This is a genomic window from Paracoccus pacificus, from assembly GCF_042680785.1.
GTDB lineage: Bacteria > Pseudomonadota > Alphaproteobacteria > Rhodobacterales > Rhodobacteraceae > Paracoccus > Paracoccus pacificus.
On the sequence record NZ_JBHUEN010000027.1, the window covers coordinates 1 to 13,797 of the forward strand.

Here is a 13,797-nt window from a genome sequence, read left to right on the forward strand (position 1 = left end):
AGCCGCGCGCAAGGGTGGCCGACTTTTGCGCCGCCCAGTGGCTGGGTTTTACGCCGCCGTTGACATGGAACCAGTGCCATGATGTTGAAACCGGCTTTCTGATATTTGCGCGTCCAGTTCAGCAATGAATGGGCGCCAGGCGGCGTTCTGCTGGTCACGATACGTCCGGCCCGTTTGCGCAGGCCGCTAAGCTGCTGCCGAAAGCGGGTCTCTACAGTGGCGATAATGGCTGGCAGCACGAGCGCAACAGACACTTCATTGCGTTTGGCCAGCCCGGCATCGAAGTAGCGCTGGAGTTCTTCTACGAAAGCGTGGCGCCAGAGCGCCACCTCCTGCTTGTCTTCAGGGAGGTCGCGAAAATATTCCGACAATCCATCGAGATCGCGTTCGGCAGATGCTCGGGCCAAGCCCTGAGGCACATACCGAAACCCCGGCAGGCGCAACATTTCCTCCAATTCACTGAAGGAAATGCTCCGAGAGGCATGTGGCGGTTCCGTGGCGATTACCACAATGCCCTCGGGTTCGCTCGACGCGAAGCGATACTCCACGCCATCGAGAATAAAGAGATCGAGGTCTTTGAAATTACTGTGTTTCATGATGCCCTCTCAGGCCACAATCATGTGGGCGGAGGTTGGAATCATCGGCGCGCCCAATTCCTTGGCGCGTTCGATGAGCCGGGTCGTCGGGGCATGCGGAACAATGGTCGGCCGGGGGATGCTGGCTTCGGTGAAGAGCAGCACCCGCGTGGCGAAGGATCTGGGAAGCTGAGCGGCGATAAGCTCCAGGACTCGGTCGAAACGGTATTTGCGGACGCGTACCAGAGGACGCACCGCGACGGCCCAGGCATTGCCATCCTTCAAATGCGCGCGAAAATCGAAGTGGTGCGTCGCTGGCTTGCCCCGCGCATCGCGATAGGTAATTTCTGGCGGCTGCGCCTGGATTTCGCGAATATCAGGGTTCGCGACCAGTTGATCCCAGCACCGGGCTTCAAGGTTGGATTCAAGCCTGCTGATAACAGGCTGCGGCAGAAAAGCCCGGGTATCGACGACCTGCACGCGGGCGCTCGCCTTTGAGCGTGCGGGAACGGTCCGGCTGGCTGGTGCCAGCACCGGGAAACGGAAATACGGATTCATGTGACATCCCTGACAATGATTTGACAGGTGACCGCCCGAAGTGCGGGCGATCACGGCAGATGCATGCACTGAGAAGCCGTGAGCCGGAACGCGTTGCGCCGGTCATTGACTTTGCGTGCGATTTTGGGGATGCTTCGGGTGTCGGGATTCCAAATCGACACCAAAGCAGGGCTCCAAGGGCAACCTTCGGAGCCTTTCGCTTTTCTATGTTTTCATGGCAGTCTCCTCTCAGTAGCGTTCGGGCCAAATTTTTTCTGGCCTTGTCCCGAGCTTGTCAGCAATCACCTGTTGCACAGGCCGTGATCGCCGAAGCCCTTGCGATACGAGGCTTACGGATGCTGGAGTAATGCCCAACTCACGGGCCATGTCGCTGAAGCTGGTTCCGGATAGCCGCAGCCGCGCTCGGATCATCTCATGGCAAAATTCGTCGTCCACTGCCGCACCTCCGCGTCCTCATCGGAAGACCAGGACACACCGGTCTCAGCCGAATCATGACACGGACCGAATCGGAGAGCAGCATAATTTCTTGCTCAGGCTGAGTGTATAGGCGGATTATTGCCTATGCGGAATTTTACATATTGTGTTTAGATAGATTTTATGATCGCAGAAATCTGCTATCGACTGTGTAGCGTCTAACGCTTGCTTAGCTCTGCTGTCAGAGTTGCAACAATCAGCTTTTCGATTTCATCCAGACGCATCTGTCGCTCAATGGCGAGGCACTCGACAAGGGCCGCGATCTGAGGATCTCGCGGTCCATACAGCGCCCAGTCCCGGATCGCTGCGGCGTCAGGATGCCGCTCTAACGGGTTTGTCATGGTTGTTCAGTATCCCGCATCATCCAGCGCGTCGAGGATCAGCGATTGAGGGCTGTCCTGAGCTTCCTCGCTGCGCAACATCAGCGTCATCAGCAGCGACAGTGGAAGCTTCAGTTCGAATACGCATTCCGCATCGTCTGCCGGATAGGCTTTCAGATGATCGAGCATGCTTTGCAGGCCGGTCGTACGCTGCAGATCAGGCGCTTCATGATTGCCGTCTTCGATGTCTCGGTCTTTGATCATTCAAGCCTCCGTTTCGATAACCTGTCCCGACCTCGGCTGGCCAGCCCAGTTGATCGTCCTTATCTGTACCAGCTTTCCCGCAGCCTCGGGATCACATAGCGCATCACCAGGCCGATACTGGCGAAGAACAGCATGAAGGGTGAAAGCAACAGGAAGGCGATCACACCGTCGAAAAACGTGGTCCGCTCATCGGTCGAGGCGATCAGTGTCCCGAGAGCAATGCCAACGAACGCGATGGCGGTGGCGAGACCGAGCAGAAATGTCGAGGTCTGTCGCCAGCTGTCGACGGAGCGACCCCAGACGCCTCGTATCGCGCCGCAGGCCGGGCAGGTTGATGCATTCTCGTGGATTTCGGTTATACAATGGGGACACTGTTGGGGCATGACGCGCCCCTTGATGTCGAATGAATGTTAAAACAGGTAGAGTTAAAAACGTCGGCGCACAATAGCATTGTGCATGAAGACCACCCCAAGAAGCCCCCTGCGAGACATCGTGGCGCGCAACATGCGCAGGCTTCGCGCCGAGCGCGGCTGGTCACAGGAATACTTGGCGCATGAATGCGGGCTGAACCGGACCTATCTCAGCGCGGTCGAACGGTCGGAACAGAACATCTCAATCGACAATCTCTACCGGGTGGCGCAGGGGTTTGGCGTCGAGAGCTGGAGATTGCTGAAGGCTGAGTAGCTGGCTGGGGACGGCGGATTCCAGACTTTCTATGCACACGCAAACGCACCGTTGCCTCAACACAGAGCGCTGAACCGGAGCAGCCGCAACGCGCCCAGTTCGGGGCTCGAGTGACGCGGGAGCACCGCCGATTAACAGCAGGCGTTGGGCCCCCCTTGACGGTTCCAGTGATGACAGAGGCGGTTTAGAGTTGTTTACCGCATGCTGCGTTGCCACAAGGCGGATCAAAGAGCCCAATGTGCCGAATGCTACGCGGCGCCCAAAGGCATGCGAACCCGCGTGTTGCCGCCATTGAACTTCTCAGTGGCGACCCAAAGCAGGCGCACAGCTAACAGTCTTGATGCGACAATGCCGTCAACCCAGCCTGGTTTTCGCTTCGGGAGCATGTATCTGTTCGAAGAGCCAGGAAGACTGGGAACTTAACCTAGTATGTTTATTGGCATATAACTATTGTTGGCGGCCGTGCCGGTTCTCACTCGGTTCGGCACTCGGCTGCGTACAGCTTGGGCATCCGGTTGCATGACATTCGGCGCCAGCAACCACAGAAGTGCCGTTTTCAGAGCCAGCAAAGGCGAGAAGCGCGGAGACCTCAACTATCGCAGCGGTTCTCGCCTTCGCTGTTACTGCAGGTGCCGGAAACAAAAAGGGCGGAGAGCAGTCGTTCGCTGCAACTGCGAGGGACTCGTGTCAGTGGGAAAAGCAGAGATCTTCAAGCAGGGTGGGCCTGAGTGAGTAGGGCAACGCCAGCAAGCGGGTAAAATCCGCCGCCAGCGCTTGGGTCGAGCATGCCTTCGGTGTGCAAATAAGCGCCATGGGCGGGACGCTAGTGCACACCATTGGTATTTGCGGGCGAAGTCGAAGATCGCCTATAATGAGAGGAATCAGAAGTTGATCCGAGGAATCAATCCTTCAACGAATGTGACGCCTCGTCCAACTGCGCCGTCTGAATCCGCACCCGGCATGATCCGGGCGTAAAAATCATGCCGCCAGACCTGAGAGGCGTCTGCCCCCTATCTTCCCCCGGATTTGGCACGATGCAACCAGAACCTCTGCAAGTTCTCAGCACTTATCAGGTTGATCGGTGGATTTTCCGGTTAAGCTAGAGGACGCGGACCCGTCATCATCCGGGCGACCACAGCGTTGTCGCTCCATCGCTTCCAGGGGTTGTAGAATGCCTTTGCAGGCCTGTATACCTTTCGCGCATTGCACCACCGCAAGCCATTGCGATTGATGAAAACAATCCCGATTTGAACACGCCGATCATCAACGCGAGACTTGTCGTGGTTTCGTGGAAAGAACGACCTCGGAAGGCGCCACACGCGCATCTGTCAGCCGGAAAAGATTGTTCATCACTCAGGTCTCCTTGCGGAGCAACCACGCCAGAAGTCTGAGATCAATGGGTCTGGAGCCTGATTGAGTTGACAATGGCCACAGCGGTGTTCACAATTAATTGAAAATTGGCGATGGTCCGTATTTTGCAGACACGGTGGGCGATGGCGCGTGACATGGAAGTTTTAGCGAGGCTTCGGGGAGAAAATTCGCCCGCCGAGCCGGTCGATCCGGTTGTGGGCAAGACGGTGGCGGGGATCCTCGGAGTAACCGGGACCGACTGATGGGGGCAAGCTGATCCGGATGAATATGTTTTCGAGTTATATCGCATTGACGATTTTCTGCCTGATTCCGTCATGTACAGAGAGTCAATCCAGCCAGAACAATACGACCAGTCCGCCGAATCAGGGGGACGTGTCAGTCCGGGCGATCCCATGCACGTCGGTTGATGCGTTGGCCGACGTGAGACGATCTTCGCCAGAAGTTCAAAGGAACGGTATCGTATCATTTAGCAGCGGCTTATATTATAAAACAGGCGAAGTATTTTTTGTTTATGATGGGTTTACAGGTAGACCTATAAACCAAAGAAATCTGTCTGAAGAAAGCGAGAATTATAGCACTCTAAGTGTACTTAGGCTGAATGATAATTCCTCTCCCCTTGGGAAGTGTATCGATGTATACGCAAACGGCCCTTTCAGACTAGACCAGATCACCATTCCACAAGAGGTCATGATTTTGAGGGTAGTGTCGCCAACAATAACCTCTGTAGGCGATATTTCCCAATATTCATCGTTGTACGGAATCTTGTTCGTTGGCACGCCGATAGATGATATCAAATCCGGATATTATCCCAAAAGCTTCAAGAAGCTTGCAGTGATCGGATCGAAGATACCGGCCAATGATCTCGGTAACTTTTCAACAAAGGTAAAATCCCCATGACCGCCTTTACGAGTGCATCTTTTGCTTTTGCCCCTAATGTTTCAGCGGCACATAAAGCTATAATCAATGCAACGATTACTGACTTGAAGGACCTGATATCAAGCAGAGAAATGCCTGCCAGCTTCGCTTACAGAGGCGGCAACATCGAAAAGCCTGTAATTGAGTTCACGACTGATGCCGCATACTATACTTCAATTACAGGAAATGTGATTGATCGGCCGCTGATTGGTCAGACCGCAGAAAGAGTGCCGGGAAAATTCGTTATTTATTACAACCCGGACGCGCTGACAGATTCGGCTGGAACAGAAAGAATCTATTCGGGATCCGTAGTTACACACGAGTTAATGCACACTCTTTATAGGGGCATTGGTGGCACCGACGTTCATTTGACGGAATTTTATGTCGTACTTTCCGAAATCAATGCGAACCTGGGGAATTACGGTCACCCCTCGGAAGACATTAATATTATAATAAACGATTCACCTTCAAATGTTTTAGCCAGCGCCCTGCTTAAATCTATCGCCTCCCCCCAAGATAGCCGCAACTTTGGATTGAGTCAAGGACAACTCGACCGTTTGGTCGCGGCTTACAATGATAACCCCATTTATTATCCACACAATATTGATGTGATAGCGAAACTTTCCTCTTTTCTGAATAAGCCAATAAGCACCTACATCGTTCAGCACGACAACTGCTTTTCTGCCCATACGGAAGTGCTGACGGCAGGTGGAACACAATACCAGATTTCCGCGGTTCGCGCGGGCGACCTCATCCTTTCCTTCGACGCTTCCGGTTGCCTCGTTCCCGGCCGGGTGACGCAGCTTCTGCACAGCGTCACCGACACGTGGCTGCACCTGTCGAACGGCACCTATGTGACGCCCGGCCACCGCTATCTGCGGCCTGACGGCAGCTTTGCCGAGATCCGGGACATCGTCGCGGATGACGGCCGGATCGTGGCGGCGGACGGCTCGGTCCAGACGGTGACCGCCGAGGTGATCCGCTATTCGGCCGAGACCGCACATATGTTCGAGGAAGCCGAGATGCTGGTCTACGCCAGTGAGGGCGGTACGGCGCTGGCGCCAGAGGTGAAGCGCGGCTGGAAAACGTATAACTTTACCGTCGCGGAAACCCATACCTATATCGCCGACGGCATCCGGGTGCACAACGAATCCGTGCTGTTGGCCTCGAAGGATAGCGACAGCCTGCTTTCGGTCGATGGACCGATGCAAAACGCCGCAGTCCTGCGCGACGTGAACGGTGATGGCCGCGATGAGGTGGTTATTCTCGATGGTGTCCGGGAACCGGGCCGGAACACGGTTGTCGTGCAGGAATACACGTATACGGCGCCATCGAGTATCGCGAATGTCGCGGCTGCCGTTCAGAACAAGATGGCCGCGATCGATGGTGCCATCTATACGGTCAACGGCCAGACCTTTACCGTCAATATCTACGGCAACCCCTTCGATCCCGGTAATGGCAATGGCTATAATGACGGCCGCGTTTCGGACGATGTCGACGAGATGCTGTGCAACGATATGGGGTTCGGGCGGGCGCTGACGGCGCAGAACAAGCTGTATCTAAAAACCGGCCTGACCGCCGCCGATGTGTCGCAGTCGGTGATCGGCGGTATCCTTTATCTGACGATCACGCAAGCAGACGGCACCCGCGTTACCGAGAATATCGGCACAGCCAGCCAGATAAGTTCGATCAACTTCTCGAACGGGTCGTCAGTCGGCTATGGGGCGCTTGCCGCGCAGATCAATGGCACCTCTGGCGCCGACAATCTGACGGGCACTTCCGGGGCGGATGCCATGGATGGCTTCGGCGGCAACGATACGTTAAACGGAGCCGGCGGTAATGATCGCCTCTATGGCGGTGTGGGCGACGATTTCCTGTTTGGTGGTGCGGGCGCGGACCGTCTTGACGGCGGGGCGGGGACGGACTGGGCCCGATATAACCTCGCCGCTGCGGCGGTGATCGCGGATATGGTGTCGCCAGGCAACAATACCGGCGAGGCAGCAGGGGATATTTACGTCGGGATCGAGAACCTCTTTGGCTCGAACTACAATGATATATTGCGCGGCGATGCCGGTGCAAACGTTCTGGCCGGGGGCGGTGGCAATGACCGGCTGGAGGGTGCATACGGCAACGACACGCTAAATGCCGGCACCGGCTCGGACACGATGCTGGGTGGCATGGGCGACGATGTCTATGTTACCGACGGCGGCGACACACTTACCGAAGCGGTTAACGCAGGGACCGATCAGGTCAACAGTTCCGCGTTCCATGTCTTGGCGGCAAATTTCGAGAATCTCGTCCTGACCGGCGCGGCGGCGATCAACGGTGTCGGGAATGCTCTGGCCAACCGGATCACTGGCAATGCGGCCGCTAATGTGCTCGACGGTGGCGGTGGATCGGACACGCTGGTCGGAGGCGATGGCGACGATGGCTATGTGACCGACGGTGGCGACACAATCACCGAGGCGGCCAACGCCGGGACAGATCGTGTTCTGAGCTCGGTTAGCTATACGTTGGGGCCAAACCTTGAGGACCTCATCCTGACAGGTACTGCAGCGATAAACGGCACCGGAAATGAGCTGGCCAACCGGATTACCGGCAATGCGGCGGCAAACGTGCTGAACGGTGGCGCCGGCCAGGACAGCATGACCGGCGGCGATGGCAACGACGTCTATATCACCGAGGGTCTGGATACGATCAGCGAGACGGCGAATGCGGGTACAGACAGGGTTCAGAGTTCCGGCAGCTTCACGCTGAGCGCCAACCTCGAAAACCTGACCTTGACCGGCAGTGCCGTCAGCGGGACGGGTAACGATCTGGACAATGTGATCATCGGTAATGCTGCGAATAACGGCCTTCTGGGGGGCGCAGGTAACGACACCCTGAATGGCGGACTTGGCAACGATACGATTGACGGCAGTACCGGAGCCGACACGATTGTCTTTGACGATGCTGCCTGGGTGGGCGTCGATCTTGTCAACGGTGTTGCCACTGGCGGGCAGGGCGGCGACACGCTGAGAAACATCACGCATATTCAGACCGGAAGCGGAAACGATAATCTCATCGGGAACAATTCCGGAAATAACCTGAATGCCGGGGCTGGTAACGACACGATATCCGGCTGGGGCGGTGCCGACCGCATAATCGGCGGCGCGGGGACCGATCTTATGCGTGGTGGCGCCGGTGACGCGGTAACCGACACATTCGTGTTCGGCGCGGTGACGGACAGCGCTACAGGCACGGCCAAGGACGTCGTCGAAGATTTTGTTTCGGGGATAGATAGCATCGACCTCAACCCGATAGACGCCAACACCACCGCGGCGGGAAATCAGGCCTTTCTGTTCAACGGCACCACGGCCCGGGCCTATGCCGTCTGGTATGTTGGTACCGCAGACGGGATCGTCGTTCGTGCCGATGTGGATGGCAACATTACCGCTGATTTCGAGGTGCTGCTTAAGAACATTACGAACGTTACGGCAGCCGATTTCATTTTGTGACTGATGTGGTGGGCATCGGTCGATCCCCACCATAAGTCGGCGCGCTGGCCGAGACGATCAACGGCTGTTCAGGGCCCGGGTCATTCATTGCGGCGGCCCGTGGCTTTCCTTTGAGGCCGTGGAATACGCCACATTGGAATGGGTGGAATGGTTCAACAACCGGCGCCTGCCGGAGCCGATCGCGAACGTCGCAAACGCCGAGGCCGATGCAAACGTCTACGCAACTCTGGAACTTGGGGCCATGGCCGCGCGACTAAACCAAATGGCCTCCGGTAAACCCGGCGCGGGTTTACCGGAGGCCATTTGGTATCAGTTATGCTGCCATGTCTGGCTGATCCAGCATGACGTAGTAGCGATGCTCGGCTTCGGCCAGCGGGATGTTGCCGACAGGCTGCAACAGACGTCGGTTGTTTAACCAGGCGATCCATATCTGTGTGGCAAACTCGACCGCCTCGAAGCTTCGCCATGGCCCGCGCCGATGAATGACCTCAGCCTTGTAAAGGCCGTTGATCGTCTCGGCGAGCGCATTGTCGTAGGGTCAGGATTCATAGCCAATAGATGACGGTTGCCGCGAGTGCGATGGCCGAGAGGAAGACCTTCGGACATCTGTCGTATTGGGTTGCCACGCGCCGCCAGTCCTTGAGCCTGCCAAACATGATCTCGATGCGGTTGCGCCGCTTGTATCGGCGCTTGTCGTATTTGATCGGTGTCTTGCGTTGCTTTCGGCCGGGAATGCAGGCTCGTATCCCCTTGTCCTGCAGGGCTTCCCGGAACCAGTCGGCGTCATAGCCGCGATCCCCGAGCAGCCAATCGACCTTTGGGAGGCTGCCGAGCAGTGCCCGCGCCTCGATGTAGTCGCTGACCTGCCCTGCGGTGACGAACAGGTTGAGCGGTCGGCCCTGGCTGTCGCAGATGGCATGCAGCTTCGTGTTCATGCCGCCCTTGGTCCGGCCGACGAGGCGTCCACGCCCCCCTTTTTTGCGGCCAAGCTGGTCGCGGTGCGGTGCGCTTTCAGATAGGTCGCGTCGATCATCACGGTCTTTTTCTCACCGTGTTCGGCGGCCAGCCCGATCATCATCTTGGCGAAAATGCCTTTCTCGCTCCAACGCTTCCACCGGCTGTAGAGCGTCTTGTGCGGCCCATACTCCCTGGGGACGTCTCGCCAGCGCAAACCATTGCGATTGATGAAGATAATCCCGCTCAGGACACGCTTGTCATTGACGCGTGGCTTGCCGTGCGACTTCGGAAAGAAAGGGGCAAGCTTGGCCATCTGCTCGTCGGTCAGCCAGTAAAGGTCGCTCATGTCACCGCTCCGTTTTCCAAGTCATGAATCACGCAGCACATTGAAAATCAATGCATCCTGACCCTAAGATGAGCGACCGGCAGCTTCAGGAATTGCGAGCGTGGATCATGCAGAAGCGCAGGCGATGACCAAGGGCCTCAAGATCAAAGGGCCGTACCCGCCGGCCAGATTTGCAGCCCGTCGATCAGATTCAGCCGAAACCCTGACCAGTGCCCATCGTCCGCGGCCACCAGTTGGCTTGAATCTACGTGATTCAGAGCTATAACGCTCACGGGCACGGTCTGAGGCCCATGCCAACATCGGAGCGACGCTTTGACGGAAGATTGGGCTATCGAAGCCCAAAAACAGAAAATTTCGGAGTTCGATTTGGACCGGCTCGCTATTTTCACTCGAAGAAGATTGCCAAAGCATCCAAATGCGGTCGACGTGCTGCCCGACATGGAATTTTCTACGTTTGATGCAATGCACACAATGGTAGAAAAGCCGACTGATCCGGAACCTAAGTCGCGCTTCGACTTTGCGGATCAGAAAACCAAGCTCCAGTACCGCTTTGCGGGCCAAAGCCTACTTCTCTTCTACCAAGGGCTTTCAATTTCCTATCTTCGCCGTCGAACGCCTTATACTCAAAAAGCCGCGTCGATCTTTTTCAAGATTTGGGATGAACAGGGCGATTGGGTTGCCTCCCAGTTAAATCCGAGATGGCTGATATCGGCCTTACAAACTTTTGCAGATCACGGCAGAAATGCCGCTGAAGTGCGTGCAGGGTCAATTGGTTTTCTCTATGGAAGTATGATCAAGGTTTACGAAACCGAAATCGCATCAACCTTTAAGCCAGCGTCCAACGACAGCCCTATACCGGGTCCTTTTCTTGGTCCTCCCGTCTGGGGTATGTACGGATTTCAGCCCGGCGATAACGCTCTTCTAAACATCAACGCATTCGTTATGTCCGGTATTCTCGGCGCCGGCCCTGCAAGTTTAGCCGCCTTGGCCCTTATGGGCAGGATAAAAAAGAGCAAGGCCGTCTTCACCAGGATGGATCATCTGGCCGATAACCGACGTGGCTTCGGAGTCGGTTTTCGTTCGTTTAACGATGAATGACCTGCCGATCATTGAGGTGCCCGGCAGGCACAGGAGCTTTTGATCACATTATAAAATCATCGGCCCAAATCTCATGAACGGTAGTATTTTTGATCAGGACCGACATATCGGAATCATCGAAGCTGACGAGGACGTCTTTGCCGATTTGAACTCGCTGGATATCGCTGGCGAATTCTGCTCTTGTGGTGAGCCCAACGACATCTAGTTTGTCGATGCCCTGTTGAAAATCCACGACAGTATTTTTTCCAGTCCAGTCGCGGAAAACAAACCGATCTGAGCCGGCACCTCCTTCAAGTGTATCGCTGCCAGCTGCGCCCAGCAGGGTATCATTACCTAAACCACCTTGGACCAGATCATTACCGCCACCGCCATTCAAAAAGTCCCTCCCGGTGCTGCCGTACAACATATCATTGTCGAGACCGCCAAAAATCCGGTCGTTTCCGCTCCCACCAAAAAGAGCGTCACGTCCCGAATCGCCGTAAAGTATGTCAGCGTCCTCGCCTCCGGCGATCTTGTCATTGCCCGCCCCGCCATGCACGGTGTCAAAACCCCGGTTCGCATTCACGACGTCATTGCCGTTGCCCGCGGAAATCTTGTTGTTGTGGTATGCGTTGTTGGTGTGCGTCGCGTAAATGTAGTCTGCTCCCTTCGTGCCGTTGATGACGGCCTCGTCTTGGATCACCATGCTGTTCAGAGACGATTCGCCGTTCTTGTAGAGCTGATAAGGCACATAATTCACCTGATCGATGAATTTTACCGTGGGCAAACTGGCCGGATTTGCGGAAGGATGGACAAAGTGAGTTTCCTCACCGCCCGGCATCTGTCGTGGTCCCTCGAGATTGTAGAGTGCCTTATCGTTGATCGACAGCCACTGCTGACCGTGCATTTCGACCACGCGGACGTTCGCGGGTAGATTGCTCAAGTCCAGCTTCTGGCCCCCCAGCCATATGCTGTCGCGGGAATTGTCGAAGTCGTCGATTCGGCCGGTGATGAGGTGGTTGGCCTTCGCGATGTTCTGGAAAACGAACTTGTCGCTTCCAGAGCCGCCATAGACATGGTGACCCTGATGGCCCCAAGACATTTTGGAATTGGTCATGTCGAGGATCAAGGTGTCGTTCCCCTCTCCTCCGTACATGTGAAACTGCCCGAAGCCGACCTTCTGGGCGTAAATAATGTCGTTTCCGCTTTGGCCCGACAACAACCCGCCACTGCCGATGGCGCGGATATAGTCATCCCCCCCGCCACCGGTGATCGAATCGTTGCCGCCATTCCCAACGATGAAGTCATTGTACTTGTATCCGACCAGCTTCTCGCCCGCCTTAGTGCCCAAAATCTTTCGCATTCGGTTGTTCCTAGATGTGCTGACCCACCCGCATAGGTTGCAAGAAAATAGTTAATAATCCGTTAAGCTGGTATTAGAGCTTAGTTGCGCCGCACAACTGGCGACACCCGTCAGAAGCTACTGATCTTAAGTAAGAACCAGAAAAGACTTTTATTTTTTTCGCGACGGCGGCGAATCAGTGATCACCAACGCCGCTATGATTAACTCATAATAGGCCGACGGTAGTTGCAAGGCGGCAACACAACCGGCGCGCGAGTCGCAAACCTTCACAAGCGCAGTCCGTAGGTCTTGGATAGCCTGGTCACACACAACTGCCATTTTGAACTCCGATACATGCCAAACCAGCGGGGCTTGGGTCTCCCCGACACCAACATCCGAAATTTAGGTTAAGGTTTGATTAACACGAAACTTTTTCTGTTAAAGTCCTCTTTTTTTACGGATCTCGCTGCCGCGCCACAGTGTGTCAGTGCCATCGGAATGGTACGTTGGGGGACCAATATCCCGCGTCGGTCCGATCGGCGAGCTCCAGTCCGGGAAACGCATCGAGGAAAGCGACAGCATCGCGCGGATGTCTGAAATAGAGCACTGCCGTCCGATTGCCCTGCGCCCCGAGCCCACCGTGGCGGGCGTAGTTTGTGAAGCCGATAAAATTGTCCAGCCAGAGGTACATTTCGTCCGATACTGGCCCGAATCCATTCGCCGGTACCTTGAGCTTCATCCGAATCGGAAATGCCCGGTCGTCGATCTTCTTTTGAGGGTTTACCTGGGTCATTTGATTAAACCAAGAAGGGAGCCGAGACAAAACTATGCACGCTATGGTTGCTTCCGCAAGTCCGTCATGGTCGATTACCCGGGTTGCACCGGGTTAACCACCGCCTCAGCATCCATATCATTGCGGCAAGACCGCCCCCGACATGGAGCCAACCCAATGCCGCGATTACAAATTTTGCTTGATCGCCGCCCGACCTTTCAGCCTTTAAAGCATTTCGGTTTTAACTTGATACATATCCGGCGGCGGTGAAGTAGTTTGAGCACTCGTCAGGCCCGTAGAGGTCACAGACCTGACCGATGGCCTTGAACACCTCGGTGAAAGTGCGGGCGCCGATCCTGCGCAGGTGGGCCTTGAGCTTGGCAAATGCCATTTCTATGGGGTTGAGATCGGGCGAATAGGGCGGCAGGTAGAGAAACCAGCAGCCATGGGCGCGCAGGGCCTCGGTCGCCTGCCTGTTTCGATGGGTGGCGAGGTTGTCGAGGATGACGACCGTGCCCGGATTGATCTCGGGGATCAGGACGTCACGGATGTAGGTGGCGAAGGCCGGGCCGTCCATCGCCCCTTTGATGCACCACGGGGCGATCAGCGCGTCGTGGGTCAGACCCGCAATCAGCGTCTGCGTCC

General features: G+C 56.0%; 12 protein-coding genes and 3 pseudogenes. 4 read left to right on the top strand and 11 right to left on the bottom strand.

All coding sequences use genetic code 11. The features are described 5' to 3' along the window. From ACFSCT_RS10220 to ACFSCT_RS10240, 5 genes are all read right to left on the bottom strand, one after another. Window positions 1-596 (bottom strand): hypothetical protein (locus ACFSCT_RS10220; RefSeq protein ID WP_379142452.1); only part of this gene is annotated, 596 nt, incomplete at its 3' end. A gap of 9 nt (window positions 597-605) precedes the next feature. Further along, entirely contained in the window at window positions 606-1,133 is a 528-nt protein-coding gene (locus tag ACFSCT_RS10225; RefSeq protein ID WP_379142453.1) for a hypothetical protein, read from the bottom strand. A gap of 228 nt (window positions 1,134-1,361) precedes the next feature. Next, window positions 1,362-1,544: a helix-turn-helix domain-containing protein gene (locus tag ACFSCT_RS10230; protein WP_379142472.1), complete on the bottom strand. Its 183-nt coding sequence runs from the start codon at window positions 1,542-1,544 to the stop codon at window positions 1,362-1,364. Window positions 1,545-1,954: 410 nt separating this feature from the next. Beyond that, complete coding sequence (locus tag ACFSCT_RS10235) at window positions 1,955-2,191, bottom strand: hypothetical protein (protein ID WP_379142455.1); 237 nt, start codon at window positions 2,189-2,191, stop codon at window positions 1,955-1,957. Window positions 2,192-2,250: 59 nt separating this feature from the next. Beyond that, entirely contained in the window at window positions 2,251-2,574 is a 324-nt protein-coding gene (locus ACFSCT_RS10240) for a zinc ribbon domain-containing protein (protein WP_379142458.1), read from the bottom strand. Window positions 2,575-2,647: 73 nt separating this feature from the next. On the opposite strand from ACFSCT_RS10240, the gene ACFSCT_RS10245 reads away from it, so the two are divergent. Continuing rightward, the gene (locus ACFSCT_RS10245) at window positions 2,648-2,875 is read left to right on the top strand and encodes a helix-turn-helix domain-containing protein (protein WP_379142460.1); all 228 of its coding nucleotides are present in this window, start codon (window positions 2,648-2,650) and stop codon (window positions 2,873-2,875) included. 1,112 nt (window positions 2,876-3,987) lie between these two features. Here the strand turns inward: ACFSCT_RS10245 and ACFSCT_RS10250 are convergent. Continuing rightward, window positions 3,988-4,225: pseudogene (locus ACFSCT_RS10250) on the bottom strand (IS5/IS1182 family transposase); the annotation flags it as partial. Between the two features lie 914 nt (window positions 4,226-5,139). On the opposite strand from ACFSCT_RS10250, the gene ACFSCT_RS10255 reads away from it, so the two are divergent. Both ACFSCT_RS10255 and ACFSCT_RS10260 read left to right on the top strand, forming a co-directional pair. After that, the gene (locus tag ACFSCT_RS10255) at window positions 5,140-8,658 is read left to right on the top strand and encodes a hypothetical protein (protein WP_379142463.1); all 3,519 of its coding nucleotides are present in this window, start codon (window positions 5,140-5,142) and stop codon (window positions 8,656-8,658) included. Between the two features lie 41 nt (window positions 8,659-8,699). Further along, window positions 8,700-9,073, top strand: a pseudogene (locus ACFSCT_RS10260) (hypothetical protein); the annotation flags it as partial. Here the strand turns inward: ACFSCT_RS10260 and ACFSCT_RS10265 are convergent. Both ACFSCT_RS10265 and ACFSCT_RS10270 read right to left on the bottom strand, forming a co-directional pair. Then, window positions 8,972-9,193, bottom strand: a pseudogene (locus tag ACFSCT_RS10265) (IS3 family transposase); the annotation flags it as partial. The pseudogenes ACFSCT_RS10260 and ACFSCT_RS10265 overlap by 102 nt on opposite strands. Window positions 9,194-9,203: 10 nt before the next feature. After that, window positions 9,204-9,961 (bottom strand): IS5 family transposase gene (locus tag ACFSCT_RS10270; protein ID WP_379142464.1). Its coding sequence is split into 2 segments (ribosomal slippage): window positions 9,204-9,640 and window positions 9,640-9,961, totalling 759 coding nucleotides; the frame shifts between segments, so codons are not numbered across the junction. A gap of 312 nt (window positions 9,962-10,273) precedes the next feature. Between ACFSCT_RS10270 and ACFSCT_RS10275 the strand changes: the two genes are divergently transcribed. Continuing rightward, window positions 10,274-11,059, top strand: coding sequence for a hypothetical protein (locus ACFSCT_RS10275; protein WP_379142466.1), 786 nt, complete (start codon window positions 10,274-10,276; stop codon window positions 11,057-11,059). A gap of 43 nt (window positions 11,060-11,102) precedes the next feature. Here ACFSCT_RS10275 and ACFSCT_RS10280 read toward each other — a convergent pair whose 3' ends face one another. The 3 genes from ACFSCT_RS10280 to ACFSCT_RS10290 form a co-directional block, all read right to left on the bottom strand. After that, window positions 11,103-12,401: a calcium-binding protein gene (locus tag ACFSCT_RS10280; RefSeq protein WP_379142467.1), complete on the bottom strand. Its 1,299-nt coding sequence runs from the start codon at window positions 12,399-12,401 to the stop codon at window positions 11,103-11,105. A gap of 463 nt (window positions 12,402-12,864) precedes the next feature. Further along, entirely contained in the window at window positions 12,865-13,173 is a 309-nt protein-coding gene (locus ACFSCT_RS10285) for a hypothetical protein (protein WP_379142469.1), read from the bottom strand. Between the two features lie 220 nt (window positions 13,174-13,393). Then, a partial coding sequence (locus ACFSCT_RS10290; protein ID WP_379142470.1) for a transposase occupies window positions 13,394-13,797 on the bottom strand: 404 nt, incomplete at its 5' end.